At 67.8% G+C, this 25,720-nt stretch carries 25 protein-coding genes and 1 tRNA gene; 10 read left to right on the top strand and 16 right to left on the bottom strand.

All coding sequences use genetic code 11. The features are described 5' to 3' along the window. From E3O39_RS14255 to E3O39_RS19170, 7 genes are all read right to left on the bottom strand, one after another. Positions 1–560: tetratricopeptide repeat protein (locus tag E3O39_RS14255; RefSeq protein ID WP_166789566.1), on the bottom strand; the 560-nt coding region annotated here is incomplete at its 3' end. A 1,583-nt stretch (positions 561–2,143) separates the two neighbouring features. After that, positions 2,144–2,587 (bottom strand): hypothetical protein, encoded by a 444-nt coding sequence (locus E3O39_RS14265; protein WP_134445805.1) that lies wholly within the window; start codon positions 2,585–2,587, stop codon positions 2,144–2,146. A 232-nt stretch (positions 2,588–2,819) separates the two neighbouring features. Next, entirely contained in the window at positions 2,820–3,707 is an 888-nt protein-coding gene (locus E3O39_RS14270) for a type II secretion system F family protein (protein ID WP_198413445.1), read from the bottom strand. Then, entirely contained in the window at positions 3,695–4,603 is a 909-nt protein-coding gene (locus E3O39_RS14275) for a type II secretion system F family protein (protein ID WP_134445806.1), read from the bottom strand. The genes E3O39_RS14270 and E3O39_RS14275 overlap by 13 nt, the downstream gene beginning before the upstream one ends. Continuing rightward, the gene (locus E3O39_RS14280; RefSeq protein WP_134445807.1) at positions 4,600–5,829 is read right to left on the bottom strand and encodes a CpaF family protein; all 1,230 of its coding nucleotides are present in this window, start codon (positions 5,827–5,829) and stop codon (positions 4,600–4,602) included. Before E3O39_RS14280 ends, E3O39_RS14275 begins: the two co-directional genes overlap by 4 nt. 90 nt (positions 5,830–5,919) lie before the next feature. Next, positions 5,920–6,684, bottom strand: a complete 765-nt coding sequence (locus tag E3O39_RS19165; protein WP_134445808.1) for a 3-hydroxybutyrate dehydrogenase — start codon at positions 6,682–6,684, stop codon at positions 5,920–5,922. A gap of 2 nt (positions 6,685–6,686) precedes the next feature. After that, the gene (locus tag E3O39_RS19170; RefSeq protein WP_134445809.1) at positions 6,687–8,090 is read right to left on the bottom strand and encodes an MFS transporter; all 1,404 of its coding nucleotides are present in this window, start codon (positions 8,088–8,090) and stop codon (positions 6,687–6,689) included. Positions 8,091–8,191: 101 nt separating this feature from the next. Between E3O39_RS19170 and E3O39_RS14295 the strand changes: the two genes are divergently transcribed. The 4 genes from E3O39_RS14295 to E3O39_RS14310 all read left to right on the top strand — a co-directional run bounded on the left by E3O39_RS14295 (position 8,192) and on the right by E3O39_RS14310 (position 10,829). Further along, on the top strand, positions 8,192–9,157 hold the full coding sequence (locus E3O39_RS14295) for a LysR family transcriptional regulator (RefSeq protein WP_134445810.1): 966 nt from the start codon (positions 8,192–8,194) through the stop codon (positions 9,155–9,157). Between the two features lie 32 nt (positions 9,158–9,189). Beyond that, positions 9,190–9,271: transfer RNA gene (locus E3O39_RS14300), tRNA-Leu, on the top strand. A gap of 1 nt (position 9,272) precedes the next feature. Further along, complete coding sequence (locus tag E3O39_RS14305; RefSeq protein ID WP_134445811.1) at positions 9,273–9,974, top strand: DedA family protein; 702 nt, start codon at positions 9,273–9,275, stop codon at positions 9,972–9,974. A 99-nt stretch (positions 9,975–10,073) separates the two neighbouring features. Beyond that, entirely contained in the window at positions 10,074–10,829 is a 756-nt protein-coding gene (locus E3O39_RS14310; protein WP_166787219.1) for a DedA family protein, read from the top strand. Between the two features lie 172 nt (positions 10,830–11,001). Here E3O39_RS14310 and E3O39_RS14315 read toward each other — a convergent pair whose 3' ends face one another. From E3O39_RS14315 to murI, 4 genes are all read right to left on the bottom strand, one after another. Further along, entirely contained in the window at positions 11,002–11,925 is a 924-nt protein-coding gene (locus E3O39_RS14315) for a cation diffusion facilitator family transporter (protein ID WP_134445812.1), read from the bottom strand. Between the two features lie 119 nt (positions 11,926–12,044). Beyond that, entirely contained in the window at positions 12,045–12,647 is a 603-nt protein-coding gene (rdgB, locus tag E3O39_RS14320; protein ID WP_134445813.1) for an RdgB/HAM1 family non-canonical purine NTP pyrophosphatase, read from the bottom strand. A gap of 3 nt (positions 12,648–12,650) precedes the next feature. Next, positions 12,651–13,385 carry a ribonuclease PH gene (gene rph, locus E3O39_RS14325; RefSeq protein ID WP_134445814.1) on the bottom strand — a complete coding sequence of 245 codons (735 nt, stop codon included), beginning with the start codon at positions 13,383–13,385 and terminating at the stop codon, positions 12,651–12,653. After that, positions 13,382–14,296, bottom strand: coding sequence for a glutamate racemase (murI, locus tag E3O39_RS14330; protein WP_134445815.1), 915 nt, complete (start codon positions 14,294–14,296; stop codon positions 13,382–13,384). The genes rph and murI overlap by 4 nt, the downstream gene beginning before the upstream one ends. Positions 14,297–14,463: 167 nt before the next feature. Between murI and E3O39_RS14335 the strand changes: the two genes are divergently transcribed. Both E3O39_RS14335 and E3O39_RS14340 read left to right on the top strand, forming a co-directional pair. Beyond that, positions 14,464–15,696, top strand: coding sequence for a beta-ketoacyl synthase (locus tag E3O39_RS14335; RefSeq protein WP_134445816.1), 1,233 nt, complete (start codon positions 14,464–14,466; stop codon positions 15,694–15,696). A 93-nt stretch (positions 15,697–15,789) separates the two neighbouring features. Continuing rightward, complete coding sequence (locus E3O39_RS14340; protein ID WP_134445817.1) at positions 15,790–17,118, top strand: nicotinate phosphoribosyltransferase; 1,329 nt, start codon at positions 15,790–15,792, stop codon at positions 17,116–17,118. Between the two features lie 37 nt (positions 17,119–17,155). Here E3O39_RS14340 and E3O39_RS14345 read toward each other — a convergent pair whose 3' ends face one another. The 4 genes from E3O39_RS14345 to E3O39_RS19905 are packed head-to-tail and all read right to left on the bottom strand — an operon-like array spanning position 17,156 to position 21,708. Further along, positions 17,156–17,449 (bottom strand): DUF3039 domain-containing protein, encoded by a 294-nt coding sequence (locus E3O39_RS14345; protein ID WP_134445818.1) that lies wholly within the window; start codon positions 17,447–17,449, stop codon positions 17,156–17,158. 20 nt (positions 17,450–17,469) lie between these two features. Then, complete coding sequence (locus E3O39_RS14350) at positions 17,470–17,952, bottom strand: DNA alkylation repair protein (protein WP_134445819.1); 483 nt, start codon at positions 17,950–17,952, stop codon at positions 17,470–17,472. A gap of 7 nt (positions 17,953–17,959) precedes the next feature. After that, positions 17,960–19,537 (bottom strand): hypothetical protein, encoded by a 1,578-nt coding sequence (locus E3O39_RS14355; RefSeq protein WP_134445820.1) that lies wholly within the window; start codon positions 19,535–19,537, stop codon positions 17,960–17,962. After that, positions 19,513–21,708, bottom strand: coding sequence for an ATP-binding cassette domain-containing protein (locus E3O39_RS19905; protein ID WP_370294911.1), 2,196 nt, complete (start codon positions 21,706–21,708; stop codon positions 19,513–19,515). The genes E3O39_RS14355 and E3O39_RS19905 overlap by 25 nt, the downstream gene beginning before the upstream one ends. Positions 21,709–21,966: 258 nt before the next feature. On the opposite strand from E3O39_RS19905, the gene E3O39_RS14365 reads away from it, so the two are divergent. From E3O39_RS14365 to E3O39_RS14375, 3 genes are read left to right on the top strand one after another with little or no spacing between them, the layout of a single operon-like run. Then, the gene (locus E3O39_RS14365) at positions 21,967–22,659 is read left to right on the top strand and encodes an NTP transferase domain-containing protein (RefSeq protein WP_134445821.1); all 693 of its coding nucleotides are present in this window, start codon (positions 21,967–21,969) and stop codon (positions 22,657–22,659) included. Between the two features lie 42 nt (positions 22,660–22,701). Next, the gene (locus E3O39_RS14370) at positions 22,702–23,502 is read left to right on the top strand and encodes an ABC transporter permease (RefSeq protein WP_241975384.1); all 801 of its coding nucleotides are present in this window, start codon (positions 22,702–22,704) and stop codon (positions 23,500–23,502) included. Further along, positions 23,502–24,284, top strand: coding sequence for an ABC transporter ATP-binding protein (locus tag E3O39_RS14375; RefSeq protein ID WP_134445822.1), 783 nt, complete (start codon positions 23,502–23,504; stop codon positions 24,282–24,284). The genes E3O39_RS14370 and E3O39_RS14375 overlap by 1 nt, the downstream gene beginning before the upstream one ends. A gap of 6 nt (positions 24,285–24,290) precedes the next feature. Here the strand turns inward: E3O39_RS14375 and E3O39_RS14380 are convergent, their stop codons facing one another. After that, positions 24,291–24,566 carry a helix-turn-helix domain-containing protein gene (locus E3O39_RS14380; protein WP_134445823.1) on the bottom strand — a complete coding sequence of 92 codons (276 nt, stop codon included), beginning with the start codon at positions 24,564–24,566 and terminating at the stop codon, positions 24,291–24,293. A 117-nt stretch (positions 24,567–24,683) separates the two neighbouring features. On the opposite strand from E3O39_RS14380, the gene E3O39_RS19565 reads away from it, so the two are divergent. Next, positions 24,684–25,715 carry a hypothetical protein gene (locus tag E3O39_RS19565; protein WP_241985093.1) on the top strand — a complete coding sequence of 344 codons (1,032 nt, stop codon included), beginning with the start codon at positions 24,684–24,686 and terminating at the stop codon, positions 25,713–25,715. The last annotated feature ends 5 nt before the right edge of the window (positions 25,716–25,720 follow it).

Consider the following 25,720-nt stretch of genomic DNA (forward strand, 5'->3'; position numbering starts at 1 on the left):
CCGATCTCCACAGCTTCCACAATCGGCGCCACCGCCTCCTCCCGCCGCCCCACCCCGGACAGCTGGTTCGAGAGAGTGTGCATAGAACCGGCAAGGTCGGATTCGTACGCGGCCGGATTCACCTTCGCCAACCGGCGACGGATCTCAACCGCCTCCACGATCGGCACCACCGCCTCCTCCCGCCGCCCCACCCCGGACAGCCGGTTCGAGAGAGTGTTCAAGGACATGGCAAGGTCGGATTCGTACGCTGCCGGATTCACCGCCGCCAACCGGCGACGGATCTCCACCGCCTCCACGATCGGCACCACCGCCTCCTCCCGCCGCCCCACCCCGGACAGCCGGAGCGAGAGAGTGTTCAAGGACATGGCAAGGCCGGGCTCGTACGCGGTCGGATTCACCTCCGCCAACCGGCGATAGATCTCCACCGCCTCCACGATCGGCACCACCGCCTCCTCCCGCCGCCCCACCCCGGACAGCAGGAGCGACAGATTGTTCAAGTACCCGGCAAGGCCGGGCTCGTACGCGGCCGGGTCACCTGCCGTGGCACGGAGGGCATTCACGTGCTGTTGGGTNCTCGTACGCGGCCGGGTCACCTGCCGTGGCACGGAGGGCATTCACGTGCTGTTGGGTGAGGGTGAGGGCAAGTCCGTTGAGGATGACGTCCTTCCGTGCCGGCAGGATGTTGAGGGCGTTCTGTAGGGCTGTGAGGTTGGGGCGAATCATGGTTACGGCCTGATCTAAGGCGCTGGCGATCGTCGCGCCCTTCAGCAGGAGGCCCAGGTCAGAGGTTCCGGCAGCTTGCGAGACGGCGACGTTGCAGAGGCGTTCGAGGTTCCCTGTGAGGATCGGGCGGGCCGCGTCAGCGAAGGACTCATCCATAGCCGCGGTCCGGGCACAGGCGATCAAAGGCTGAACGAGACTCTCCGGCCGGGAACGGTCGAGAGCTGCGGCCACAGTACTGGGAAAGTCCTTGAGTGTGGTGCCGATCAGGTGCTCGGCGAGCAGGTCAGGTTCCAAAGCATTCCACCACTGAGGACCTCGATAAAGATTGTGGAGCCAACGGGCGAGCTGGTGACACCGCTCGTCGGGCGCGTTCGACAGTTCGGGAAGGCTCCGCAGCAGCCTGGCGGCTTCGTCCTCAGCCGCCGCGTCAGACCCGGCACCAGCGCCCGCGCCCGCGCCCGCGAGAGTCGCCACAGCGACAACACGACGCAACAAAACGGGATCGGGCAAAGGGGCCAGGTTGCGCGCCCTGTCAGACCAATACATGGCCTCGTACTCCAGGAGTCCTTCTAGCAGTTGACTCCGGGTGGAACGGCTGAAATCCGGTCCGACACCGCCCTGAACAATTAAGTATGCGGTGATTACGATCAACAGCGCACTATCGAAAGCCCGCCCCGTCAGATCCGGGTCAGTCGATTCCATCGGATCGGCCGGCGACCCCGGCCACCCTGAAAACGCTTCGGCGGCGGCGTGAAACAACGCCAGCCTCTCATCGGCCGTCGGCTCCGCCTTGTTCAGATCGAAGGCGCGTGTCTCGCTGAGGATCGCCCGGAGACGATTGGTCACGGTTGCCCGCAGCGACTCAGTCCAGTCGTCGCTTGTCCGCGGCGCAGTCCGAACCAGCAACACCACGCGAACCCGGTGCTCGTTCGAGGCGGCGCGTTGCAGCGCAGGGAGCACTTTCTCCAACTGCCCGACCCGGTTCTCAGCAGAGTCAATCACGACCAGACGATGCGTGGGAGTGTCGGCCAAATCCTGGAGCTCGGCCGCTTCCAAATCATGCTGCAACATCCCCGCCAACCAATGATTCTCGCTGGCTCGCTCACACACTTCAACGCTCAGGCGGCTCTTACCCGTGCCACCACGCCCTCCCAACACACACACCGCAAACGGAAGATCGCTACGAGTCCAGTCAACCAAAGAGCCCAACAGTCCCGCACGGTCCACATACGGGATCACCCCAGAACTAGCCTGAATAAGTTCCGCAGGCGATGCATTAGCGGTGACCGGGATGACAGCGGACTCCACCGGCACAAACCACCGCCGGTCATTAAATGAGATCTGAATCGTGGCCCCGACAACACGGCTGATCTGCACATTCTGATTACCCTGAGCCCACTGGCCCCCAGGCACCAGCCCGTCAGAGACGGTCATCCGAGGATCCCCGCCGCCCAGTCTCAGGCAGGTTCCCGTAACTCACGGTGATCGTCGAGTCACTGACGTTCGCGTTTTGCACCACACCCGTAGCGTGATCAGCAATCAACGAAACATCACCCGTCTTCACCCCCGCGGCCTTCGTTTCCTTGACCCAGGCCGCCAACTCACTCTTGAAAGCTTCATCAGCATCGGCACGCTGGTTGATCACAGTAGCCAGAGCACCCGCACGGGAGGGGCTATCTGGAACCTCCTCCACGCCCTTCAGCGCGGCCTCCGCATCTTTGTCCCCCTCAAAACGCTTACGCAACCACACCACCATCTTCTCCAACGCATTCGCCGCCCCATCAACGGCCTTCTCCCCGACCTTCTCCGCAGCCTTCACCACCAAAGCAGCAGCAACCACACCCAACGTCACCGGATCAACCACAACAACCTCCCAAGAGTCTCAACGAAACACCGGGATCATGCCCCAACCCACCACACCCCGCTAGGGAAAGCGGAGAACCCAAGACAGACCACTGCGGCCAACGAGACGGCAGGAGCCATCTCAAAAGCCGACTAGTCCGAACAGGAGAGACCACCGAAACGGCGTGCTTGGCGAGTTCGCGAAGCAGTAAGATTAGACAAATACCTGATCAGGATGATTAAAGCAAAACACATCATAGTCCCGGTATAAGCGGAACGAGCATCGCGACCTCTTTCTTCCCCGCGACCTCGAGGAGCTCGCGCTTGGTCTCCTCGCGGGCGTCCTGCGCCTGGGCGCGCAGCACCTCGGCGAGCGGGGTGCCGCGGTCGAGTGCACCGCCGACCTGGTCGACGAAGCGGGTCAGCGCCGTCAGTTGCAGGGACCTGGCGAGTGACTGGAGGGCCTCGACGAGCGGGATCCCGGAGTGCACCTCGGCGACGACGCCGGCGAATTCGCGGGACAGCTCCCCCGCGCTCGTGCGGGACACCCTGGCCAATGCATCGAGGATGCCTTCCCCGGCCGACAGGGACAGGGTGAGGAACTCGAGAATGGTCGGCAGCTCGGCACGCATCCTCGTGAGTCGGCTGTGTGCGGCTCGGCGCAGGAGCCCATCCCAGAGCAAGGCACCGCCGAGCCCGACGAGCACGGGGATCGCGGCAGCCGCCAGCACCGGGAGGGCGTGCAGGGCGGGGACGAACACGACCGCGACGAGGCCGGCGGCCAGGGACAGGAGTGCGCAGACGAGCTGCTGGGAGCGGAACTCGTCGAGGCTGCGCCGGTACCCCGATTGCCGGAGACGCCGTTCGACGGTGTCGGAACCGCCGAGGAGAGCCGCGAGTCCGCGTCGAAGCCGGCCGAAGACCGGCACGAACAGGGTGCCGAGCACCGGGATCGGATCGACGGTGGTGCGCCCGACGAACGCGCGGGCCTCCGGCGACACGTCCAGGATGTACGGGGCCAACCGGTCGGCCAGCCGGGGCCGGCTGAGCCGGGGGAAGACGCTCACGAGCGACCAGAGCCCGATACCGAGCACCGCGCCGAAGAACACACCCCACGCGAGCGGGGCGCTCACCGGAACCACCGGCGTTCCTCGGGCAGGCGGCCGATGAAGACCATCAGGCGGTATGCGATCACCGACACCACAAGTCCGGAGACGATCACGGCAACCCCGCTGCCGGTGTTGTATGCGACCGCTCCCTCCGGCCGGGAGGACAACAACAGGAGCACGATCCAGGGTGCGGCGACGCCGAGCCTTGCGGCGTTGACGACCCACGACTGCCGGGCTTCCACCTCCGCCCGAATCGCGGCATCCTGCCGCAGCCAGGCCGCGAGGTCACGGAGCACGAGGGTGAGGTCACTTCCCCCGACCTCCCTGGCCATCCGCAGGGTCTCCAGAATGCGGTCGGCCACCGGATCGGCAAGGCCGGCCTTGAGCCGGTCGACGGAGTAACCGAAACTCCCGGTCGCGCGGTAGTCGCGGGCGAAGTCGGCGAAGGCGGCCCGCGTCGGCACCGGCCCGGATTCGGCGAGCGTGCTGATGCTGTCGGGCAGGGCGAGGCCGGAGCGCACGCCCGAAACCAGGTGGTCGACGACGTCCGGCCAGACCGTACGGTGCGAGCGCCGTCGCTCGCGGGCCCGCCAGAGCACGATCGTCGTCGGCACCAGGGTGCCGACAAGGCCGGCGACAAGGGCGAGCGCCCTGACTCCGATCAGCGCCTGGGCGAGGGCAGCGCAGGCCAGGCCCAGCAGCAGCGAAATCGCCGTGAACGCCGGGAGCGGCAGCGAGCCGAGGCCGGCAAGGGCGAGGGACCCGCGCAGGGTCGCAGGGCCGCGCGGGTGGGGCCGGCCGCTTGCGCCGTCAGGCGGGCTCGGCGGTGAATCCTGGGCGCCCGCCGCCACCCGGCGCCGCGGCCAGAGGAATGGCGCGGCCATGAGCAGCAGGCCGGCGCCGAGGAGGCAGCCCAGCGCGAGCCTCATGCGCGGTCCGCCCGCAGCACGATCGCGGGGTCGAGCCCCACCGCCCGGAACTTGGCCAGCTTGCCGGGCTGGCCGCCCGTCGGCGTGAGCCCGCCCCGGTCGGCGAGGAAGATCGGGCTCGCCTCGATCACGGTGCCGGCGAGTCGTCCGCTGACCGCGAGGATCTCCGTCACCCGCCGGCGCCCGTGCCGGTCGATCTCGCAGTGCACGACGATGTCGATGCACCCGGCGACGGTCGGCAGCACGAACGCGGAATCGATGTTGCGCCCCGCGAGCAACGGCAGCGTGCAGAGCTTGGCGAGGGCGTCCCTCGCACTGTTCGCGTGGATGGAGCACATCCCCGGCAGGCCGCTGTTGAGGGCGATCAGGAGGTCGAGGCTCTCGGCCTCTCGAACCTCGCCGACGACGAGGCGGTCGGGGCGCATCCGCAATGACTCCTTGATCAGTCGCCGCAGGGTGATCTCGCCACGGCCCTCGAGGCTCGGCTGCCGGCACTGCATCGACACGACGTCGCGGGCGGACAGGTCGAGTTCGAAGGTCTCCTCGACCGTCACGATCCGTTCGTTGCGCCGGGTCGCCGACAGCAGGGCGTTCAGCATCGTGGTCTTCCCGGTCTGGGTGGCTCCCGACACGAGGATGTTCTGTCCGGCGAGCACGCACATCCGCAGGAACTCCGAGGCCTGCTGGGTGAGCGAGCCGAGGCCGACGAGCTGGTTCAGGTCGCGGATGCGCCGGGTGAACTTCCGGATGTTGACCGACCACTCCCGCGTGATGTCGGGAATCACGACGTGAAGCCGCGAACCATCCGGCAGGGAGGCATCGACGAACGGTGAACTCAGGTCGATACGACGGCCGGAGGCCTGCAGCATTCGCTCGACGAGGTCGCGCACCTCCCGTGCGGTGAGGACCATGTCGGTGAGTTCGGGTACGCCGTCCCGAGCGACGAACACCAGGGACGGTCCATTGATCCAGATCTCCTCGATCTCCGGATCGTCGAGGAGCGGCTGGAGCGCCCCGAACCCGGTCAGCGAAGCGACGACTTCCCTGGCCGCCTGATGCTCGTCGGAGATGAGCGGATGCGCCCCACCGAGCGCCCGCTCACTGTAGCGCTGGAGCTCGGCGCGCACGTATCGCTCGGCGAGGTTCTCGTCGGAGGCGAGGTCGACGCCGTCACGGCGCACCCGTGAGCGCACCTGCTCGGTGATGATGCGCACGGCCTCGCTCATGCGCACAGTGTGCCCGGACGGCCGGATCCCCGTTGAAGTTATCCACAGGCATCCGCCGTCCGGGCCGCACACCGGAATGGGCCAGTCGGATCAGCGGGCCGACCAGCCGCCGTCCATGCCGTAGCTCGAGCCGGTGACCATCGCCGCGTCCGTCGAGGCGAGCCACGCCACGAGCGAGCCGACCTCCGCCGGTTCGACGAGGCGCTTGACCGCGCTCTCGGTGAGCATGATCCGACTGAGCACCTCCGACTCGGGGATGCCGTGCACGACGGCCTGGTCGGCGATCTGCTTCTCGACCATCGGCGTGCGCACGTAGCCGGGACTCACACAGTTGCTCGTGACACCGTGGTCACCGCCCTCGAGGGCGGTCACCTTCGAGAGCCCCTCGAGCCCGTGCTTCGCCGAGACGTATGCGGCCTTGAACGGCGACGCACGGATGCCGTGCACCGAGGTGACATTGACCACCCGTCCGAAACCGCGTTTGTACATCCCAGGGAGCGCCGCCCGGATCAGCAGGAACGGGGCCTCGAGCATGAGGGCGAGGATCAGCCGGAAGTCGGCGGGGTCGAAGTCGGGGATCGGGTTGATGCGCTGGATCCCCGCGTTGTTCACGAGGATGTCCACGTCGCCGAGCACGTCCGCGAGCCGGGCGTCCGTCAGGGCCGGAGTGTCGGCGAGGTTGACGACCCACGTCGAACCGTGAACCTCCGCGGCGAGCACCGAAGCACTCGCCGCGTCGATGTCGGCGACCGTGACGTGGGCTCCGCGGGCAGCGAGGGAGCGCACGACGGCCTCGCCGATGCCGCTCGCTCCCCCGGTGACGAGGGCGCGCCTCCCTGCGAGGGACTGTTCCACGGTCAACGCAGCGTCGGGGCCGGTTCGAGGCCGTGCCTGGCGGCATCCGCCGCGTCGACGTCGCGGAGCGAGATGCCGTTGGTCTCCTTGAGCGTCACAACGGCGACGACCGTGATCGCACACGCGATCACGAGGTAGAACGCGACCGGCAGCCAGGACTTGTACTGCTGGAGCAGCGCCGTCGCGATGATGGGCGCGAGCGAGCCGGCGAGGATCGACGTGACCTGGTAGCCGAGGGAGACGCCGGAGTACCGCATCCGGGTCGGGAACATCTCGGCCATGATCGCCGGCTGCCCGGCGTACATGAAGGCGTGGAAGCACAGCCCGATCGTGATCGCGGCGACGATGACGACCGGGTTGAGGGTGTCGAACATCGGGAAGGCGAAGAACGCCCAGCTGGCCCCGAGAATCGCGCCGGTGAGGTAGATCGGTTTGCGGCCGAAGCGGTCGGAGAGCCTGCCGACCTGCGGGATCACGAGGAAGTGCACGACGTGGGCGATCAGCAGGGCCAGGAGCAACTGGCTGGTGTTGTACTTGTGCACCGTGACGAGGTAAACGATCGAGAAGCTCACGATCGTGTAGTAGAGGATGTTCTCGGCGAACCGCAGCCCCATCGCACCGAGGATGCCGCGCGGGTACTTGCGGACGACCTCCATCACGCCGTAGCTGATGGCCTTCTCGGCCTCGACCTGGGCGCGGGCCTCGAGGAAGATCGGCGCTTCGCTGACATGGGTGCGGATGTAGTAGCCGATCACCACGATGATCGCGGACAGCCAGAAGGCGACCCGCCAGCCCCAGCCGAGGAATTGCTCCGCAGGCAGGATCCACGACATGGTGAGCAGCACGAGGGTCGCGAGCAGGTTGCCGACCGGGACGGCGGCCTGCGGCCAGCTCGCCCAGAAGCCGCGGGACTTGTCCGGGCTGTGCTCCGCGACGAGCAGCACGGCGCCGCCCCATTCCCCGCCGACGGCGAAGCCCTGGATGAAGCGGAGTGCAACGAGCAGCGCGGGCGCCCAGTATCCGATCGTGTTGTAGCCGGGCAGGCAGCCCATCAGGAAGGTCGCGGCCCCGACGAGGATGATCGTGACCTGCAGGGTGTGCTTGCGGCCCAGGCGATCGCCGATCTGGCCGAAGACGATGCCTCCGAGCGGCCGGGCGATGAAGCCCACCGCGTAGGTGAGGAACGCGGCGATGATCCCGTCGAGTTCGCTGCCCGCGTTCGGGAAGAAGAACTTGCCGAAGACGAGGCTCGCCGCGGTCGCATAGAGGAAGAATTCGTACCATTCGACGACCGTGCCGACCATCGAGGCGGCCACGATCTTCCTGAGGCCGGAGGTTTCTTCCCGGTTGTCGCGGGATCCCGCGCCTCCGGGGCTGTCGGCAGTGATGCGTTCGTTGACGCTCATGTCTGTCTCCTTCGGTGTCTTCGCTGACACTGTCGCTGGATGCCGGGGGCGGGTCGCCGCCCTGGCTCCACCGAGTATCGCCGCCCGTCGGCTCTGCGGCCATGACCACTTCCGAACTCCGTGTGTGCATAATTGCAGATATGACCGGACCCCGCCCCACCCTGCCGCCGAACGCCGACGACCTTCTCGTGCTGCTCGCGGTCGCACGCAGCGGCCGTTTCGTGACCGCGGCGGAAAGCCTCGGCCTCAATCACACCACGGTCTCGCGCCGCATTGCAGCCCTCGAGAAGGCGCTCGACGGCCGGGTGCTGTCCCGCACGGTCGGCGGCTGGGAGCTCACGGAACTCGGCTCCCGCGCGGTCAACGCCGCGGAAAACGTCGAGGCCGCCGTCTCCCTGCTCGGCGGCCCTCCCGGGCAGGCCGCTCAGCTCTCCGGCGTCGTGCGGCTCTCGGCGACGGATGGCTTCAGCGCGTACATCGCAACGCCGGCGGTCGCCGCGCTGCAGCGCCGGCATCCCGGCCTGCGGGTCGAGATCGTCACGGTGACGCGGCGCGCGCTCCAGCACCGGTCGGGACTCGATATCGAGGTCGTCGTCGGAGAGCCTCAGGTGCACCGGGCCGACGCGATCCTGCTCGGGCACTATGTCCTGGGCATGTATGCGTCGCGGGACTACCTGGCCGAGAACGGCACGCCCGTGAGCGTTGCAGAGCTCACCGAGCATCCGCTCGTCTACTTCGTCGATTCGATGCTGCTCGTCGACGACCTCGATGCCCCCAGGCGGCAGGTGCCGTCGATGCGCCCCTCGCTGAGTTCGACCAACGTGTTCGTGCACGTCGAAGCGACCAGGGCGGGAGCAGGGATCGGTTTCCTGCCGTGTTTCATGGCCGACCAGCACCCGGACCTCGTGCGCCTCCTGCCGGACAAGTTCAACGAGGAACTGCCGTACTGGATGGTGCTCCGCGCCGAGTCCCTGCACCAGCCCGCCGTCGCCGCCGTCGTCGACGCCCTCCGTGCCCGAACCGCGGCGTTCACCCACGCCCTGCAGGGCCGCGGAGGGGCAGGCTGACCAGACGATCTGGCTACACTGGAACGGCACAAGCGGGAGTGGTGAAATTGGCAGACACGCAGGATTTAGGTTCCTGTGCTTTCGAGCGTGGGGGTTCAAGTCCCCTCTCCCGCACATGATGAGCACATCGGCCCTCGACGGCCAACTGACCGATGTGCTCGCGAACACGGGCGTCATCGTGTTCTACCTGCTCGTCTGGGCCCTCGTCTTCGCCGGGACCGCGGTATTCCTCGGAGTCTTCATCCCGTTCATCACCGGGGATTCGCTCCTGTTCGGGTCCGGGCTCGTCGCGGCATCGGCGGCGAACGTGGACATCGTCGTGCTGATGATCGGAACCGGAATCGCCGCATTCCTCGGCGACCAGGTCGGATTCCTGCTCGGGAGGCATTTCGGCCGCGGCTACCTCGATCGCCGCGGTGGCCGTCGCACCCGCGCTGCCATCGTGAAGACCGAGGCCTTCTACCGCAAGTACGGCTGGTGGTCGGTCGTGATCGCCCGGTTCATGCCCTGGGCGCGCGTCTTCGTGCCCGTCATCGCAGGGGTCGGCCGGATGAACTACTACCGGTTCCTCTCCAGTAACCTCGTCGGCGCACTCGCCTGGGGCGTCGGGCTCACCCTGACGGGATACTTCGCGGCGAGCCTGCCCGGCGTGAAGAGCGCCGCGTACGTCATCGCCGGGGTCTTCATCGCGGCATCCATCTTCTTCGGAGGCCGCACCTGGCTCGCCGACCGCGCCGAGAACCGCCGGGACGCGGCCGGCGGCGGCCGACCAGACGGCCCGGCCGATACCCCGGCCGACGACCCCGCGGCCGGGTAATTCACGGGTTCCACCCTCCCTTTAGCGCTAGCCTGTAACAGACCATCCCTGCTCATCACCGTGCGGTCGCCATGGCCACCACCGACTGGAGTCATCTTCGTGCTCAACACTGCTCTCAACCACGCCGGACTCATCCCGTGGCTTGACCCGGTAAACCTCATCGACGGGTTCGGTCCATGGGCCCTGCTCGGAGTGTGCGCGATCATCTTCGCCGAAACCGGCCTTCTCGTCGGCTTCCTGCTGCCCGGCGACACCCTCCTCGTCATCACCGGCCTCCTCACCTTCGCGGGCGTCATCCACATCAACATCTGGTGGGTCGCCCTCGCCATCGGCTTCGCGGCGTTCCTCGGCGGCGAGGTCGGCTACCTGATCGGTCACAAGCTCGGCCCGCGCGTCTTCGAACGCAAGGAATCCGGACTGTTCAGCGTCGAGAACGTGCAGCGTACCAACGGTTTCTTCGAACGCTTCGGCGGCTTCGCCGTGATCATCGCACGCTTCGTGCCGATCGTGCGCACGTTCGCACCCGTCGCCGCGGGCGTCGGCCACATGAATTACCGCAAGTATTCCCTGTACAACCTCGTCGGCGCCATGATCTGGGGCGCCGGCCTCACCTTCGGGGGGTACTTCCTGGGGTACATCCCGCCGGTCGCCGACTTCGTCACGCACTACATCGACCTGATCCTGATCGCGGCCGTGCTCGGCACGCTCATCCCCACCGCGTTCCACTACGTGCAGTCCTCGCGCAAGGCGAAGAAGGCCAAGGCGCTCGCCGCGGCCGCGCCGTCGACGACCGACACCGGCAGCCTCGTCCTCGACGCGGATGTCTTCACCGGCCACCCCAAGCACGACGACTAACACTCCCCATCGCGGACTCCAGCGCGCGCTGCGTTCCGAATTCAGGAGCTGAGCCCGGCTGAACCGCTTCAGGAGTGCGTTGATCCCGGTTCCGGGCCTCAACTCCTGAATTCGGAACAGGCACGGACGTCTTTGAGGCGCGCGCGCGGAGCGTGGAAGCGGGAGGTCGGGGTCAGCGGTGCGGGAAGTCCTCGTGATCGGCATGCTCGGCCGGCTCGAGCTGGAACGTGGAGTGCTCGACATCGAAGTGGGTGCTGAGGCACTCCGAGAGGGCGTCGAGCAGCGCCCCTGAGCCGCCGGACTGCAGTACGGCGGGTTCGACGACGACGTGCGCACTGAACACGTGCGCGCCGGACGTGATCGCCCAGACGTGCACGTCGTGCACCGCTGCTACCCCCGGCGTTTCGATGAGGTGCCTGCGGATCTCTGCGACGTCGGTGTCGACGGGCACCGATTCGCTGAGCACCCGTACGACGTCTCTGAGCAGGGTGAAGCTGCGGGGCACGATCATGGCCGCGATCAGCAGGGACGCAATCGAGTCCGCCTGCTCGAAACCGGTAGTGAGGATGACCCCGGCCGCGACGATGACCGCGACGGAGCCGAGAGTGTCTCCGAGTACCTCGAGGTAGGCGCCACGCATGTTGATCGAGGAGCCGGCAGCAGGGCGCAGCAGGAGCAGCGCGCCGATGTTCGCGACGAGGCCGATCACGGCGACCCAGAGCATCGGTCCGGCCTGAACGTGGCCCTCGCCGGGCCCGAGCAGCCGGGAAACCGCGCCGATCACGACGGACACGGCGACGCCGAGCAGGATCAGCCCATTGATGAGCGCGCCGAACACTTCGGCGCGCTGGTAGCCGAACGTCTGCCGGTCCGTGGCCGGCCGGGCGGCCACGACGGTGGCGATGAGGGCGATGATCAGGCCGGCCAGGTCCGAGAACATGTGCCCGGCATCCGCGAGCAGGGCAAGCGACCCGGTCAGCCAGGCCCCTGCGACCTCGACGAGGAGCACGAGGGCGACGATCCCGATCGCGAAGGACAACCGGGTGCGATTGGTGGCGGATGCCTGCCCGTGCCCGTGCGCGTGATCGTGGCCCATGCCTCCACGCTAGGCGGTGCCGGGGCGCGTCGCCAGTTCAGCGCCCAGTTGGGAATGAGAGCCGTTATCAGGGCTTGAGCGGCGCCTCCGCCGGTATCGAGACCGGTGCCGGTGCCGGATCAGCCGAGCAGCTCCCGCAGTACGGGGACGAGCCCGTCGAAGGCGCGCGCCCGGTGGCTGTCGCGATTCTTGACGGATGCCGTCAGCTCCGCCGCCGAGATCGCATAACCGTCCGGGAGAAAGATCGGGTCGTACCCGAAGCCGCCGGCCCCCGCGGCCTCGGTCAGGATCCGGCCGGGCCACTCCCCCGTCACGACCCGTTCGGTGCCGTCCGGCAGCGCCAGGGCGGCGACGCAGGTGAAATGCGCGGTGCGGTGTTCCTCCGGCACGTCCCCGAGCTGCCAGAGCAGCAGGCGCAGGTTCTCGCCGGAATCCCTGGCCGGGCCCGACCAGCGTGCGGAGAAGATGCCCGGCGCGCCGCCGAGGATGTCGACGCAGATACCCGAGTCGTCCGCGATGGCGGGCAGGCCGGTGTGTGCCGCGGCTGCACGAGCCTTGATGAGGGCGTTCTCGGCGAAGGTCGTTCCGTCTTCGACGGGTTCAGGGCCGTCGTACGCGAGCACGTCGACCCCCGGGAGCTGCGGCGCGAGAATGCGGCGCAACTCGTCGACCTTGTGCGCGTTGTGGGTGGCCAGTACGAGCCGCATGGTGTCAGCGCCCATCCGTCAGCGCCCGAGGGCGGCGTTCTGCAGTTCGGTCAGGGTGACGGTCCCTGCGAGGGCGAGGTCGAGCAGCGAGTTCAGCTCCGCACGATCGAAGGGGGCGCCCTCCGCCGTGCCCTGCACCTCGACGAAGGAGCCCCGGCCGGTGACGACGACGTTCATGTCTGTCTCGGCACTCGAGTCCTCGGTATATGCGAGGTCGAGCATGGGAACGCCTTTGATGATGCCGACGGAAATCGCGGCGACGCTGTCGGTGAGGGGCTGCGCCTTCTGGCCGATGAACTTCTGCTGCCGACCCCACTCGAGCGCGTCGAAGAGTGCGACGTAGGCTCCGGTGATCGCGGCGGTACGGGTGCCGCCGTCGGCCTGGAGCACATCGCAGTCGATCACGATGGTGTTCTCGCCGAGCGCCTTCATATCGACGACCGCTCGGAGGCTGCGGCCGACAAGACGGCTGATCTCGTGCGTTCGGCCGCCGATCTTGCCCTTGACCGCCTCGCGGGCCATCCGCTCGTTCGTGGAACGCGGGAGCATCGCGTATTCCGCGGTGACCCAGCCCTTGCCCTTGCCGCTCATCCAGCGCGGGACACCGTTGGTGAACGACGCGGTGCAGAGCACCTTCGTGCGTCCGCAGGAGATGAGCGCGGACCCTTCGGCCTGGTCGCTCCAGCCGCGTTCGATCGTGACCGGCCGTAGTTCGTCGATGGCCCGTCCGTCTGCGCGCACGATGTCGGTCATGAGGTCTCCTTGGTGTGCCGGGCATCCCTCGGGTGGAGGAGGGACGCTGCGTGATTGTGCTCGGAATTAGGGTGGGTTGCTGCGAACTCGACGAGCTCGCTGAGACTGAAGACACCGGTCTCGACCAGGTCGACGGTCGAGACCTCCGGGCCGGCCAGGCGATGGGCGAGGTCGAGGAAGTCATCGGCGCTGTTGCCCGTCGCCTCGTAGCGGTAACTCGGAGGTGCCTTCTCGGTGCGGGCGAGGCCCTGCCCGACGAGGATCCGGTAGACGTCGTTGGCGGTTTCGGTGTCGCTCGAGACGATCGACACGGCGTCGCCCATCACGTACGAGATCGCGCCGCGCAGGAACGGGTAGTGCGTGCAGCCCAGCACGAGGGTGTCGATGTCCGCAGCGCGCAGGGGGGCGAGGTATTCCTCGGCGACGGCGAGCACCTCGTCGCCGGTCGTGACCCCGGCTTCGACGAATTCGACGAATCGGGGGCAGGCCCTGGTGAAAAGCCTGATGTTCGTCGCTGCCGCGAAGGCGTCCTCGTATGCCCGTGAATTCACGGTGCCGATCGTGCCGATCACACCGACCCTGTTGTTGCGGGTCGTGCCGACCGCGCGTCGCACGGCGGGCTGGATGACCTCGACCACCGGGACGCTGTAACGCTCCCGCGCATCTCGGAGCACAGCGGCCGACGCGGTGTTGCAGGCAATTACCAGCATCTTCACGTCCTGGGCCACGAGGTCGTCGAGAACCTTGAGTGCGAAGCCGCGGACGTCGGCGATCTTCTTCGGCCCGTACGGCGAATTGGCCGTGTCTCCGATGTACAGAATCGACTCGTTGGGCAGCTGGTCCTTGATCGCCCGAGCGACGGTCAAACCGCCGACGCCAGAATCGAAAATTCCTATGGGTGCATCCGTCACGACAATCGAGCTTAGTCGGCCCGGCTGACCGAGGCTCCGAGGCCGTGCGGGCGCCCGCGCGTACCACGCCGGGAATATGGCCGTAACTACACTCGAAAGAGGGTTCCCGCCAACCGACGGTCGCCGCGCAGGACGGCGTCAGATTCGCCGTCGAGGAGATGATCGTCATGATTGACCGAGTCGTAATCACCGGGTTGGGCGCTCTCACGCCCCTGGGCAACACCTGGCGGGAGACCTGGTCCGGCCTCACGAACGGTCGCAGCGGCGTCGCACGCATCACCCAGTTCGACCCCTCCGGATTGCCCACCCGCATCGCGGGCGAGGTCAAGAACTTCATCGCCTCAGAGCGGATGCCGTTCAAGCAGGCCAAGCGCGCCACACGCGCATCACAACTCGCCATCGCCGCGGCACGCGAAGCCGTCCAGGACGCCGGGTTCGGCGAATCCATGGAAGGCATCGACACCGCCGTCGTCGTCAACAGCGCCGTCTCGGGATATGCAGAGATCCAGGAGGCGACGGAACTCGTCAACTCGGGCGGCTCACGCCGGATCCCGCCGCGCTTCGTACCCTCCTCCCTGCTCAACATGGCCGCATGCGAGGTCGCGATCGACCTCGGCGTGCACGGCCCGGTCAACGCGAGCGCGCTCGCCTGTGCGAGCGGCGCATACGCCCTCCTCGAGGCACGCACGATGCTGATGATGGGCGACGCGGACGTCGTCATCGCCGGTGGCGTCGAAGCGGCGATCACCCCGGTGATGTTCGCCGGCCTCAATGCGATGCACGCGGCATCCACCCACAACGACTCGCCCGCCGAGGCAAGCCGCCCCTTCGACGCCGACCGGAGCGGACTCGTCTTCGGCGAGGGCGCCGTCATCTTCGTGATGGAACTCCTCTCCCACGCCAGGGCACGCGGAGCGAAGGTCTACGCCGAGGTGCTCGGCGGGGCGCTCACGAGCGACGGCTTCAGCATCGTCGCCCCTGACCCCACCGGACAGTACGCGAGCGCCGCGATGACGAAGGCGCTCACGAAGGCGAAGCTCAACCCGAGCGACATCGACGTGATCTGCGCGCACGGCACCTCGACGCAGGCCAACGACCGCGCCGAGACCTCCGCGATCCGGCGGGCGCTCGGGCACGCCGCCGACCGCATCGCCGTCACGGCGCCCAAGTCGATGACCGGACACATGATCGGTGCGGCCGGGGCGCTGTCCGGACTGCTCTGTGCGCTGAGCATCAAGACGGGCATCATCCCCCCGACGATCAACTACACGACGCCGGACCCCGACTGCACGCTCGACTACGTGCCGCTCGTGGCCCGTGAGCGGCCCGTGCGCTACGCCCTCGCGAACGCCTTCGGCTTCGGCGGCCAGAACTGCATCGTCGCGTTCGGCGCGCTGTAGGGAGAGTATGACCAGGCGCGGCCGGGGCAGGCTGGGAACGCCGGCCGCGGCCCGTCCGCTGGGGCAACCCCGCCGGAGGAATAGGCTGGCCGGGTGACTGAATCCTCCGCGTTCCGCACCGACCGATACGAGCTCACCATGGTGGACGCCGCCATCCAGAGCGGCACCGCAGACCGGGAGTGCCTCTTCGAGGCGTTCGCCCGGCGGCTGCCGGATGGGCGCCGCTACGGTATCGTCGCGGGCACGGGGCGCCTGCTCGAGCTCATCCGGGACTTCCGATTCACGGATGCCGAGCTCACCTGGCTGCGCGACAACCACGTCGTGCGCACGCCCACCCTCGACTGGCTCGCCGACTACGCCTTCCGCGGCAATATCTGGGGCTACCAGGAGGGCGAGGCGTACTTCCCCGGCTCTCCCCTGTTCTCCGTCGAGGGCAGCTTCGCCGACGCCGTCGTGCTCGAAACCCTGGTGTTGAGCGTGCTCAACTACGACAGCGCCGTCGCTAGCGCGGCCGCGCGCATGGTCTCGGTGAGCCTCGGCCGGCCGATCGCCGAGATGGGCTCGCGCCGCACGAGCGAGTACGCCGCCGTCGCCGCCGCCCGCGCGGCGTACATCGCCGGGTTCGCGTCCACGAGCAATCTCGAGGCCGGGCGCAGCTGGGGCATCCCCACGATGGGTACGGCGGCCCATTCCTTCACGCTCTTGCACGACAGCGAAGCGGATGCCTTCGAAGCCCAGGTGGCGGCGTTCGGCTCCTCGACGACCCTGCTCGTCGACACCTACAACATCCAGGCCGGAATCGACAGGGCCGTCGCGGTCGCCGGGACAGGGCTCGGGTCGATCCGGATCGACTCAGGGGACCTCCCGACCGTCGTCGCCGGCGCGCGCGCCCAGCTCGACTCGCTCGGCGCGGTCAACACCCACATCACGGTGACAAGCGACCTCGACGAGTATTCGATCGCCGCACTGTCGGCGTCTCCCGTCGACGCGTTCGGCGTCGGCACCTCCCTCGTCACGGGTTCTGGTGCCCCCGCCGCCGGGATGGTCTACAAGCTCGTCGCGCACCGGAACGACGCCGGCGAGTGGGTGTCCGTCGCGAAGACATCCGCGGCCAAGGTCTCGGTCGGGGGCCTCAAGCGGGCCGTTCGACGTCTCGACGCGAGCGGAACGGCCCGCGCCGAGGTCGTCCTCCTCGGCGGCGACCCCGCAGACACGACGGAGCCCGCGGAGGAATCCGGGCGGGACCGGGTACTGCTCGTCCCGCTCGTCACAGACGGCGTGATCGACGAAAGCCACCTCGGGGCGGCCGGCACGGAACGCGCGAGACTGCACCATGCCTCTGTGATGCGTGAGCTGCCGATCGAGGCTTTCCGCCTCGGCCGCGGGGAGCCCGTCATCCCGACGATCTACGAGCAGGGGTAGACAGGTACGGGTAGACCGGAAGGGGTCTGCGGAACCGCTACTTCTTCATCGTGTCGTAGATCTCTTTACAGGTCGGGCAGATCGGGAACTTCTCCGGGTCGCGACCGGGAATCCACATCTTCCCGCACAGTGCCTTGACCGGCTTGCCGGAGATGGCGCTCTCGAGGATCTTGTCTTTGGGTACGTAGTGGGAGAACCGCTCGTGGTCGCCCGGTTCGATCTGCTCGGTGTTGAGCAGTTCCTCGAGCTCGCGGTCGAGCGTGGACGTACCGCCGCCCGGCTGGCCGGGGTTGCCCGGTTCGGCGATACTGGCGCGAATGATTCTGATCATGGGTCCTAGTCTAGGCAGCGTCAGGCTTCCCTCACGAGGGCGGCGGTGCGGCGGAGCCACGGGTCCTGGTCGCGCGCCCAGCGCTCGATGGCGGCATCCGCCCTGGTGCGAGGGAGTCCGGAGAGCCGTCCGACGAGGGGGCGGGTGACATCGCGGGCGAGCGGATCCGCGAGCGCGGCCAGCCGGGCGTCGCGGAGGAAGCCTTCGATCCGGGTGAGATCGGTGTTGGTCAGCAGTGCGACGTTCGACTGCAGCAGGACGACGGCGGCGAACCGGCGCTCGAAGACGGGAACGTCCCACAGCTCTGTGCTGAGCGCCGTGACCTCGTCATGCGTCAGCCCCGGGTACCGCCGGGCAGCGTCCCGGATCGTGCCCCGGATCGCCCCGATCGTCGCCCCGTAGAAGTCCAGGTCGCTTCCGAGTCTGGTCTTCTCCGCCTGGGCCCGGTATTCGTCCCCCTCGTTGCGCAGGGTGGTATCGACGAACTCGCAGGCGGCGCTCACCGACGGGTCAGGCGCGCAGCGCCGAGGCGAGCATCTCGGGTCCGCGGGCGTCGAACGTGCGGCCCCCGAGCCAGATGCCGCCCCAGAGGGTGAGCAGGCCGACGACGACACCACTCGCGAGGGACGGCAGCAGCCAGACCGGATCGACGAAGAGGCCGAGGACCGCGAACCCGATCGCCGGGAGCGAGAGGATGACCGATCCGACGAGGGTCACGGACTGGATCAGCGCTGCCGCGGTGTCGGAGGCTTGCGGCTGCGTGAACGGGCTGTCGCCTGGCTTGGATGCCGGGTAGGGGAAGCGCGCCGAGCTGTAGCTCGAGAAACCGAGTCCGGTCAGCAGGATGCAGGTGCTCACGCCGAGCACGGCGGGGAACGCGCCCCAGTCGCCGTACACGGCGACGCTGATGCACGAGCCGATGCCGGTCAGTGGGATTCCGACCAAGAACGCGGGAACGAGCCGGCCCATCCGGTCGGCCATGCCCCGGGTGCCGGAGACGACGTGCAGCCAGATCGCGGTGTGGTCGAACGCGACGTCGTTGTGAAGCGCCCAGCCGAGGAAGATGCACATCAGCGGCACCGGCAGGAGCGCGAGGGCCTGGACCGGAACCCCGGCGAACGCGAGCGGGAGAACGACGAGCACCGGGATCACCGGGATCATCACGAGGGACATGCCGTAGCGGGGGTCCCTGCGCCAGTAGGTCAGGCTTCGTGCGGCGATGGCGCCCGCGGCATTGTTCGGCAGGCGGTCGAACCAGCCGAGGCCGCCGTACTCCTTGGCGACGGCTTCCCTGCCGGGTGAGACGAGCATCCGGCTCACGAGCGCTTGCCAGGCGACCCAGAGGACGAGCAGGAATGCCGCGGCCTCGAGCAGCTTGAGGAGTGCAGCACCCCAGTCCCCACCTGCCGCGTCGCCGGGCGCCGACCAGGCCGCCCCGAGCGGAGTCCAGCCGAGGATACTGCTGAGGCCGCCGATGAAGCCCGTGCCGTAGAGACTCCAGTCGAGGTTGACCACGAGCACGGTGACGGGAGCGAACATGACGAGCAGGAGAACGCCGACGATTCCGGCGATCTCCCGCGCGCGGCGAGTGGCCAGCAGGAACGAAGCAATGGACGTACTGACCCGGGAGCCGAGCATGCAGGTGGCAAGGAGGAGCGCCGCGGACAGGACGGCGAACACGGTCTCACCGGGTCCGCGCGACCAGGTCACGATGGTGCCGAGCAGCACGATCGTGAGCACGATTGCGGGGACGCCGATCAGTGCGGACACGGCAAGCCCCAGCGACAGTTGCCGGTTGGGGATGCCCATGACCGCGAACTTGCGGGGGTCCATGCTGTCGTCGATGCCCGTCATGAGCGGGATCAGCAGGAAGCCGAGCACGACGAGCGAGCCGGCGACCACGATGCCGTCACGGATCGAACCGACGCCGTCGTCGACGAAGCGCAGGCCGACAAGCAGGGCGAAGATCCCGGCCGCGACCGCGAGCCCATAGAGCAGTCCGATCACGATGCCGACGACCTGCCAGGGGCTCCGCCGGAAGAGATTGCCGAAGAGCCGGAGCTTCAGTCCGAGAAACTGTGCAACCATTCCATCCCCTCCGCCACTTTTCGCCCTCCGGCGAGTTCGATGAACCGTTCTTCGAGGGTCTGCCCGCCACGCACCTCGTCGACAGTGCCGGCCGCGAGGACCTTGCCGTTGACGATGATCGCGACGTGATCGCAGACCCGCTGGATCAGGTCCATGCTGTGGCTCGAGAGGACGACGGTGCCGCCACTTGCAACGTACTTCTGCAGGATCTCGGTCACGTTGACCGCCGAGACCGGGTCGACGGATTCGAACGGCTCGTCGAGAACGAGCAGGCGCGGCGAGTGGATCATCGCGCAGGCCAGGGCGATCTTCTTGGTCATGCCCGCCGAGTAATCGGCGACCAGTCGGTTGAGTGCGTCCTCGAGTCCGAACGCAACGGCGAGGTCGGCGGATCGTTTCCGGACGGTCGCCCCGTCGAGCCCGCGGAGCACGCCGGCGTAGTAGAGCAGCTGGGCGCCGGTCAGGCGGTCGAAGAGACGCAGTCGGTCCGGCAGCACCCCGATGACGCGCTTCGCGGCGACCGGGTCGCTCCAGACGTCGATGCCGTGGACCTCGATCGAACCGTCGTCCGGACGGAGGAGGCCGGTGACCATGGAGAGGGTCGTGGTCTTGCCCGCACCGTTCGGGCCGACGATGCCGTAGAAGGAGCCGGTGCGGACCTCGAGGTTGATTCCGGAGACGGCGAGCGTGCTTCCGAAGGACTTACGCAGGGCCGTGACGGAGAGGACGACAGGGGCGGGTGCGGTACGGGCACCGGGAGCGATGGCGAGGTTCGCGGCAGCCGGCTCGGCAGGCTCGACCTCTGGCTCTGGCTCCGGTTCCGGTTCGGGTTCCGGCTCGGGTTCTGGTTCCGGTTCCGGTTCGGACACGAGCTCCGGCACGGGCGGGGCCTGGGGCTCCACCGAGTGCACGGTTTCGGGCTCGGTTTCTGTCTCGGGCACGAGTTCGGTTTCCGGCTCGGTGACGGGCTCAGTTTCGGGCTCACTGAGGAGCTCGGTGACGGGCTCCGCTTCAGGCTCGGTTGCGGGCTCGGTGACGGTCGCCGGCTCGTCGAGAGTCGAGGACCCTGCCGCCTTCGCGACGATCGGCACGGGTGCTGCGGCGACGACGGGCCCGGGGTCGGGCTCCGGAGCGTCGATCGGCTCAGGGACAGCGACGAGTCCCGGTTCCGGAACGGATGGGGCAATCGGCTCACCAGCACGAACCGGTGCCGGTACCGGCATGACCTTGGTCGCGGGCGGAGGTGTCGGGTCCGGACGGACCGTCGACACCTCGTCGTCCTTCGGCTGCGTGGCTGCCGGCGTGGTGGACTTGTTCTCGACGGGGGGCAGGTGCAGGCCGAGGACGGCCGTGGCGACCCAGTCTCTGGAGGTCCCGACTCCCGGGCGGATGCGTGGGGGCTTGGGAACGGCGGGAGGCGCTGAGACAACGGATGGCACGACGATCGGCACGACGCCGGGTACGGGAAGCCGGCCGCCGCGTGCGGGCGCGTCCGGCGGCATGGGGCCGAGTGAACGCTTGGCGAGGGCCTCGGTGCGGGCCTGCGCCTGGGCGCGGGCAAGCGCCTCCGGGTCGGGACGCGGTTTGATCGCGGCCAGAGCCAGGGCATCGGCCTGCGCCTTCGCGCGTGCGGCGGCATCCGCCTGGGCGCGCGCCTCGGCCGCCTCGTACTCGCGAGCCTGGGCAGCTGCGTACTCTTCGGCTTCGGCACGGGCACGAGCCTCCGCCTCCGCCTCGGCCTGCGCCTGGGCGAGGGCTTCCGCGGCGGCAAGGGCCTCCGCACGGACGACGGCAGCCTTCGCGGCACGCGACTTCGCCGCGCTCGCCCTCGCGGCGCGTTGACGAGCGGCCGTCTCGGCCTTTTCTGCGGTCGTGCGGGTCTTGGCCGCGGCTCCTGCCGCAGGGGCGACATGGGTCGGGGACGGCTCGGCCGGATCAGCGGGTTTCTGGGGAGCCGCGGCAACCTTGCGAACCGGGCTGGCGCGGGGCTTCTGGGTTCGGGCGACGGGGGTTCGGGCTGCCGGAGTTCGGGGTGAAGCGGTGCGCGCCGAGGTTGCGCGGTCGGGCGTCGTCTTGGCCGGACGCGCCGGAGTGGCTGCGTCGTTCGACGGGGCCGAATCGGACGCGGGCACAGTTGTGGTCGGCTCGTTGGGCTCGGAGTTGGGAGGCACGTGAGTCACCTCGCCAACCCTACCAACGACCCTCCGACAAGACTGGATGGCGGGCGCGAATCCCGCCGAAAACGCGCTCGACCCGGCCCGTTCACCGGGGCCGATTCCACGCGGCGGCACCCGAAAGGGGCACTTCGGGTAGACTGATCCTTTCGTGTTGGTGTGTCTGAACGGAAAAGACGAGGTGAACCACAGGCAAACTGGCTCGACATTTTTCGAACCGGGCGCAGGTAGCCCGACACTGTTTAGGAGACAAATATGGCCACCCAGGTAGTCATTTTGGCAGCGGGAATGGGCAGCAGACTGGGTCGTTCACTGCCCAAGCCGCTCACGGAACTCAGCGACGGCCGGTCGATCATGCGTCAGCAGTTCGACAACATCGAGCACGCATTCGGATCCCTGGCCCGCGTCACCATCGTCGTCGGTTACAAGCTCGAGCACATCATCGAGGCGTTCCCCCAGGCATCCTTCGTCTACAACGAGGAATATGACCAGACCAACACGTCCAAGAGCCTCCTGCGCGCCCTGCAGGCCTCCGGCGCGGGCGGGGTGCTCTGGATGAACGGCGACGTCGTCTTCGATCCCGCCGTCCTCGATCGGGCGCACGCCATGGTCGAACGCGACCAGTCTTTCGTGACGGTCAACACCTCACAGGTGTCCGAAGAAGAGGTCAAGTACACGACCGACGACGAGGGATACATCAGGGAACTCTCCAAGACCGTGACCGGTGGACTCGGAGAGGCCGTTGGCATCAACTTCATCTCCAGTGCGCACAAGGCGATCCTGGTGCGCCATCTCGCCAGGGTGAACGACCAGGACTACTTCGAGCGCGGCATCGAACTCGCGATCGAGAAGAACGGCCTGCTGATCGAACCCCTCGACATCTCCGACTTCTACGCTGTCGAGGTCGATTTCGCCGAAGACCTCGAGCGCGCGAACCTGTTCGTCTGATTCGCATTCACCCTGATTTTGTGAACATCTAGAGTGGAGTCTGTGAGTAGCTACGCAGAAGTGCGCCCTGAACAGCTCACCGCTCTCTCCCGCTACCGCCACTCACTGTGGCTCCTGACCCAGCGCGACCTGCGGGTCCGCTACTCCACCTCGTTCCTCGGCTATTTCTGGTCGATCCTCGACCCGCTCGTGATGGCCGGGATCTACTGGTTCGTGTTCACCCAGGTGTTCCACCGGGGCGTCGGGCACGAGCCGTACATCATCTTCCTGCTCAGCGCGCTGCTGCCCTGGATGTGGTTCAACGGAACCGTCTCCGATTGCACGCGCGCGTTCCTGCGCGAGGCGAAGCTGATCCGGTCGACCCGGATCCCCCGCACCATCTGGGTGAACCGGCTCGTGCTCTCCAAGGGCATCGAATTCCTCGCCTCGATCCCGGTGCTCGTGCTGTTCGCCGTGTTCGCCGGCGCCCGGCCGAGCGTCGAAATCGTGTTCTTCCCGCTCGCCATCGTGATCCAGGCGATCCTCACGGCGGGGGTCGGCCTCATCGTCGCGCCGCTCGTCGTGTTCTTCCGCGATCTGGAACGCGCCGTCAAACTCATCCTGCGCTTCCTGTTCTACGCATCCCCGATCATCTACAGCACCCAGGACCTGCCGCACCAGCTGCACTTCTGGGCGGCGTTCAATCCCCTCAGCGGCATCTTCAGCCTCTACCGGGCGGCCTTCTTCCCCGGCAACCTCGACTGGTTCACCGTCGGCGTCAGCGCGGCCATGTCCGTCGCCTTCCTCGGACTCGGGCTGCTGGTCTTCACGCGCACCGAGCGCGCGGTCCTGAAGGAGCTGTGATGACGGGAACAGTCCGGACGCCGGGATCGGCCGTGACCGGGGCGCCTGTGATCGCCCTGGCCGGGGTCGGCATCCGTTTTCGCCGTAACCGACGCGGCAGGCGCAGCTTCAAGGACCTGTTCGCGAGCGGGGCCCGGCGCACCAGACCCGGCGAATTCTGGGCCTTGCGCGCCGTATCCTTCACGGTGCAGCGCGGAGAGGCCATCGGCGTTGTCGGTCGCAACGGCCAGGGAAAGTCGACCCTGCTCAAGCTCGTGACCGGGGTCGTCCTGCCCGATGAGGGCACTGTGCGGGTGACGGAGGGCGTCGCACCACTGATCGAGATCACCGGCGGTTTCGTCGATGACCTCACCGTGCGCGACAACGTCTATCTCACGGCGGGCCTGCACGGCATGACGAAGAAACAGATCGGCGAGCGTTTTGACGAGATTCTCGACTTCGCCGAGATCGGAGACTTCGTCGACACCCCGTACAAGCACCTCTCGAGCGGTATGAAGGTGCGCATCGCCTTCGCGGTCATCTCCCGGCTCGAGGAGCCGATCATCCTCGTCGATGAGGTGCTCGCCGTCGGCGACAAGGCCTTCCGGGAGAAGTGCTATCGCCGGATCGAGGAACTGCTCGCCGGCGGCCGCACCCTGTTCTTCGTCTCGCACAACGAACGCGACCTGCGTCGCTTCTGCGCCAGGGGCCTCTACCTCGACAAGGGCGCGCTCGTCCTCGACGGTCCACTCGACGAGGTCCTCGCCCGGTACGACGCCGATTACGGCGTGCGGCCCGCCTGAGCCGGCTCAAGGATCGACGATGGCGAGGCTGTCGCGATCGGGCGGCAGCTGTTCCTTGGTCAGGCCGGTGAGGAGGTCCCCGACCTCGAGGCTCAGCACGTCCGCGAGCCGGATCAGGGTGTGGAAGGTCGGATTCCCAGTGCCGCGGTCGATCCTGGCGTAATTGGACACGTTGAGTCCGGCCCGGTGCGCGACAGACTCCTGGTTGAGCTCGAGTTCCGTTCGGCGCTGCCGCAGGCGCAGTCCCAGCAGGCGGCTCGCTTCTGACTTCGGCTCCGGCATCCTCCATCTATAGGCTTGAAGTGGGAAAACCGCCAGTGGCCGGGGAAAAGATGTGAATACCTTCCCCTGTCAGACCGGCAACGTAAACTCGACGGAAATCGGAAGGACGGCATCGACATGGCACGAAGAGTGAAACCCCTCGTCTCGACGACCGGGGGTCTGCCGCAGGGCGGCCAGCTTCCGACCGGCATCATCCGGGGATTCGACCGGGTCATGGCCATCCACCGCCCGGCTGTGCTCGCCCACATCCGCGGCATCCGCCGGCGCTCACCGGACTCGGACCCCGCACAGATCATCAGGATCCTCGAACGCCGCTACCTCGCCATGGTCACGACCGGCGGCGCGGCCGTCGGGGCGACGGCCGTCATTCCCGGCGTCGGCACCGGGGTGACCCTCGCACTGTCCGGCGTCGAGACCGCCGGGTTCCTCGAAGCGACAGCCTTGTTCGCCCAGTCGGTGAGCGAGGTGCACGGCATTGCCGTCGACGACCCGGAGCGCGCCCGCGCCCTCGTCATGACGATGATGCTCGGCAGGGAGGGCTCCGACCTCGTCCGCCAGCTTGCCGGCCAGTTCAGCGGAACGGGTGCGGTCCGAACGGCCTATTGGGGCGAACTCGTCACCGCGAGCATTCCGCGCGCCATCATGGGTCCGCTCACCGATCGCCTGAAGAGCTCGTTCATCCGCCAGTTCGCGACCCGCGGCTCCGCGAGTTTCGTCGGCAAGGCGCTCCCCTTCGGCGTCGGCGCCGTCGTCGGCGGCGCCGGCAACCATATTCTGGGCAAGCGGGTGCTGACCTCGTCCCGGCTCGCCTTCGGCCAGCCGCCTGCGGGCTTCCGTCCCGAACTCGACCCGCGCATACGCGAGGCGATCGTGCGCGAGGGCGGCGGCCTCGAGGGAGTCGGCCGTGCCGGCGCGCTGCGGGTCGCCGCCGGCCACCGCATCACCCAGCTCGGGCAGCTCGGGCACGGCACCCTCACCGTGCTCCCCCGCATGGTCCCGCGGCTGCTGCGCCGTGGCCGACCGCTGGAGTCAGGGGTTCCAGGCACCGCAACGGCGGATCACCCGGATTCGGCTCACGCGGATTCGGATCACGCGGCCGCCGGGCAGGACGTGTCTCCCCGCGAACCGGCCTCCTCTCCGCGACCGTAGCAGGC

This window comes from Cryobacterium sp. MDB2-A-1 (assembly GCF_004402675.1).
GTDB lineage: Bacteria > Actinomycetota > Actinomycetes > Actinomycetales > Microbacteriaceae > Cryobacterium > Cryobacterium glucosi.

Bases quoted from the DNA above. Each gene is read 5' to 3' on its own strand.
- E3O39_RS14280 (WP_134445807.1), bottom strand. From the start codon at position 5,829: ATGAGCGAGGCCGTGCGCATCATCACCGAGCAGGTGCGCTCACGGGTG.
- E3O39_RS14295 (WP_134445810.1), top strand. From the start codon at position 8,192: ATGACCACTTCCGAACTCCGTGTGTGCATAATTGCAGATATGACCGGA.
- E3O39_RS14275 (WP_134445806.1), bottom strand. From the start codon at position 4,603: ATGAGGCTCGCGCTGGGCTGCCTCCTCGGCGCCGGCCTGCTGCTCATG.
- E3O39_RS19565 (WP_241985093.1), top strand. From the start codon at position 24,684: ATGGCACGAAGAGTGAAACCCCTCGTCTCGACGACCGGGGGTCTGCCG.
- E3O39_RS14355 (WP_134445820.1), bottom strand. From the start codon at position 19,537: ATGGTTGCACAGTTTCTCGGACTGAAGCTCCGGCTCTTCGGCAATCTC.
- E3O39_RS14365 (WP_134445821.1), top strand. From the start codon at position 21,967: ATGGCCACCCAGGTAGTCATTTTGGCAGCGGGAATGGGCAGCAGACTG.
- E3O39_RS19170 (WP_134445809.1), bottom strand. From the start codon at position 8,090: ATGAGCGTCAACGAACGCATCACTGCCGACAGCCCCGGAGGCGCGGGA.
- E3O39_RS14345 (WP_134445818.1), bottom strand. From the start codon at position 17,449: ATGATCAGAATCATTCGCGCCAGTATCGCCGAACCGGGCAACCCCGGC.
- E3O39_RS14380 (WP_134445823.1), bottom strand. From the start codon at position 24,566: ATGCCGGAGCCGAAGTCAGAAGCGAGCCGCCTGCTGGGACTGCGCCTG.
- rph (WP_134445814.1), bottom strand. From the start codon at position 13,385: ATGACCGACATCGTGCGCGCAGACGGACGGGCCATCGACGAACTACGG.
- E3O39_RS14315 (WP_134445812.1), bottom strand. From the start codon at position 11,925: ATGGGCCACGATCACGCGCACGGGCACGGGCAGGCATCCGCCACCAAT.
- rdgB (WP_134445813.1), bottom strand. From the start codon at position 12,647: ATGGGCGCTGACACCATGCGGCTCGTACTGGCCACCCACAACGCGCAC.
- E3O39_RS14375 (WP_134445822.1), top strand. From the start codon at position 23,502: ATGACGGGAACAGTCCGGACGCCGGGATCGGCCGTGACCGGGGCGCCT.
- E3O39_RS14335 (WP_134445816.1), top strand. From the start codon at position 14,464: ATGATTGACCGAGTCGTAATCACCGGGTTGGGCGCTCTCACGCCCCTG.
- E3O39_RS14305 (WP_134445811.1), top strand. From the start codon at position 9,273: ATGATGAGCACATCGGCCCTCGACGGCCAACTGACCGATGTGCTCGCG.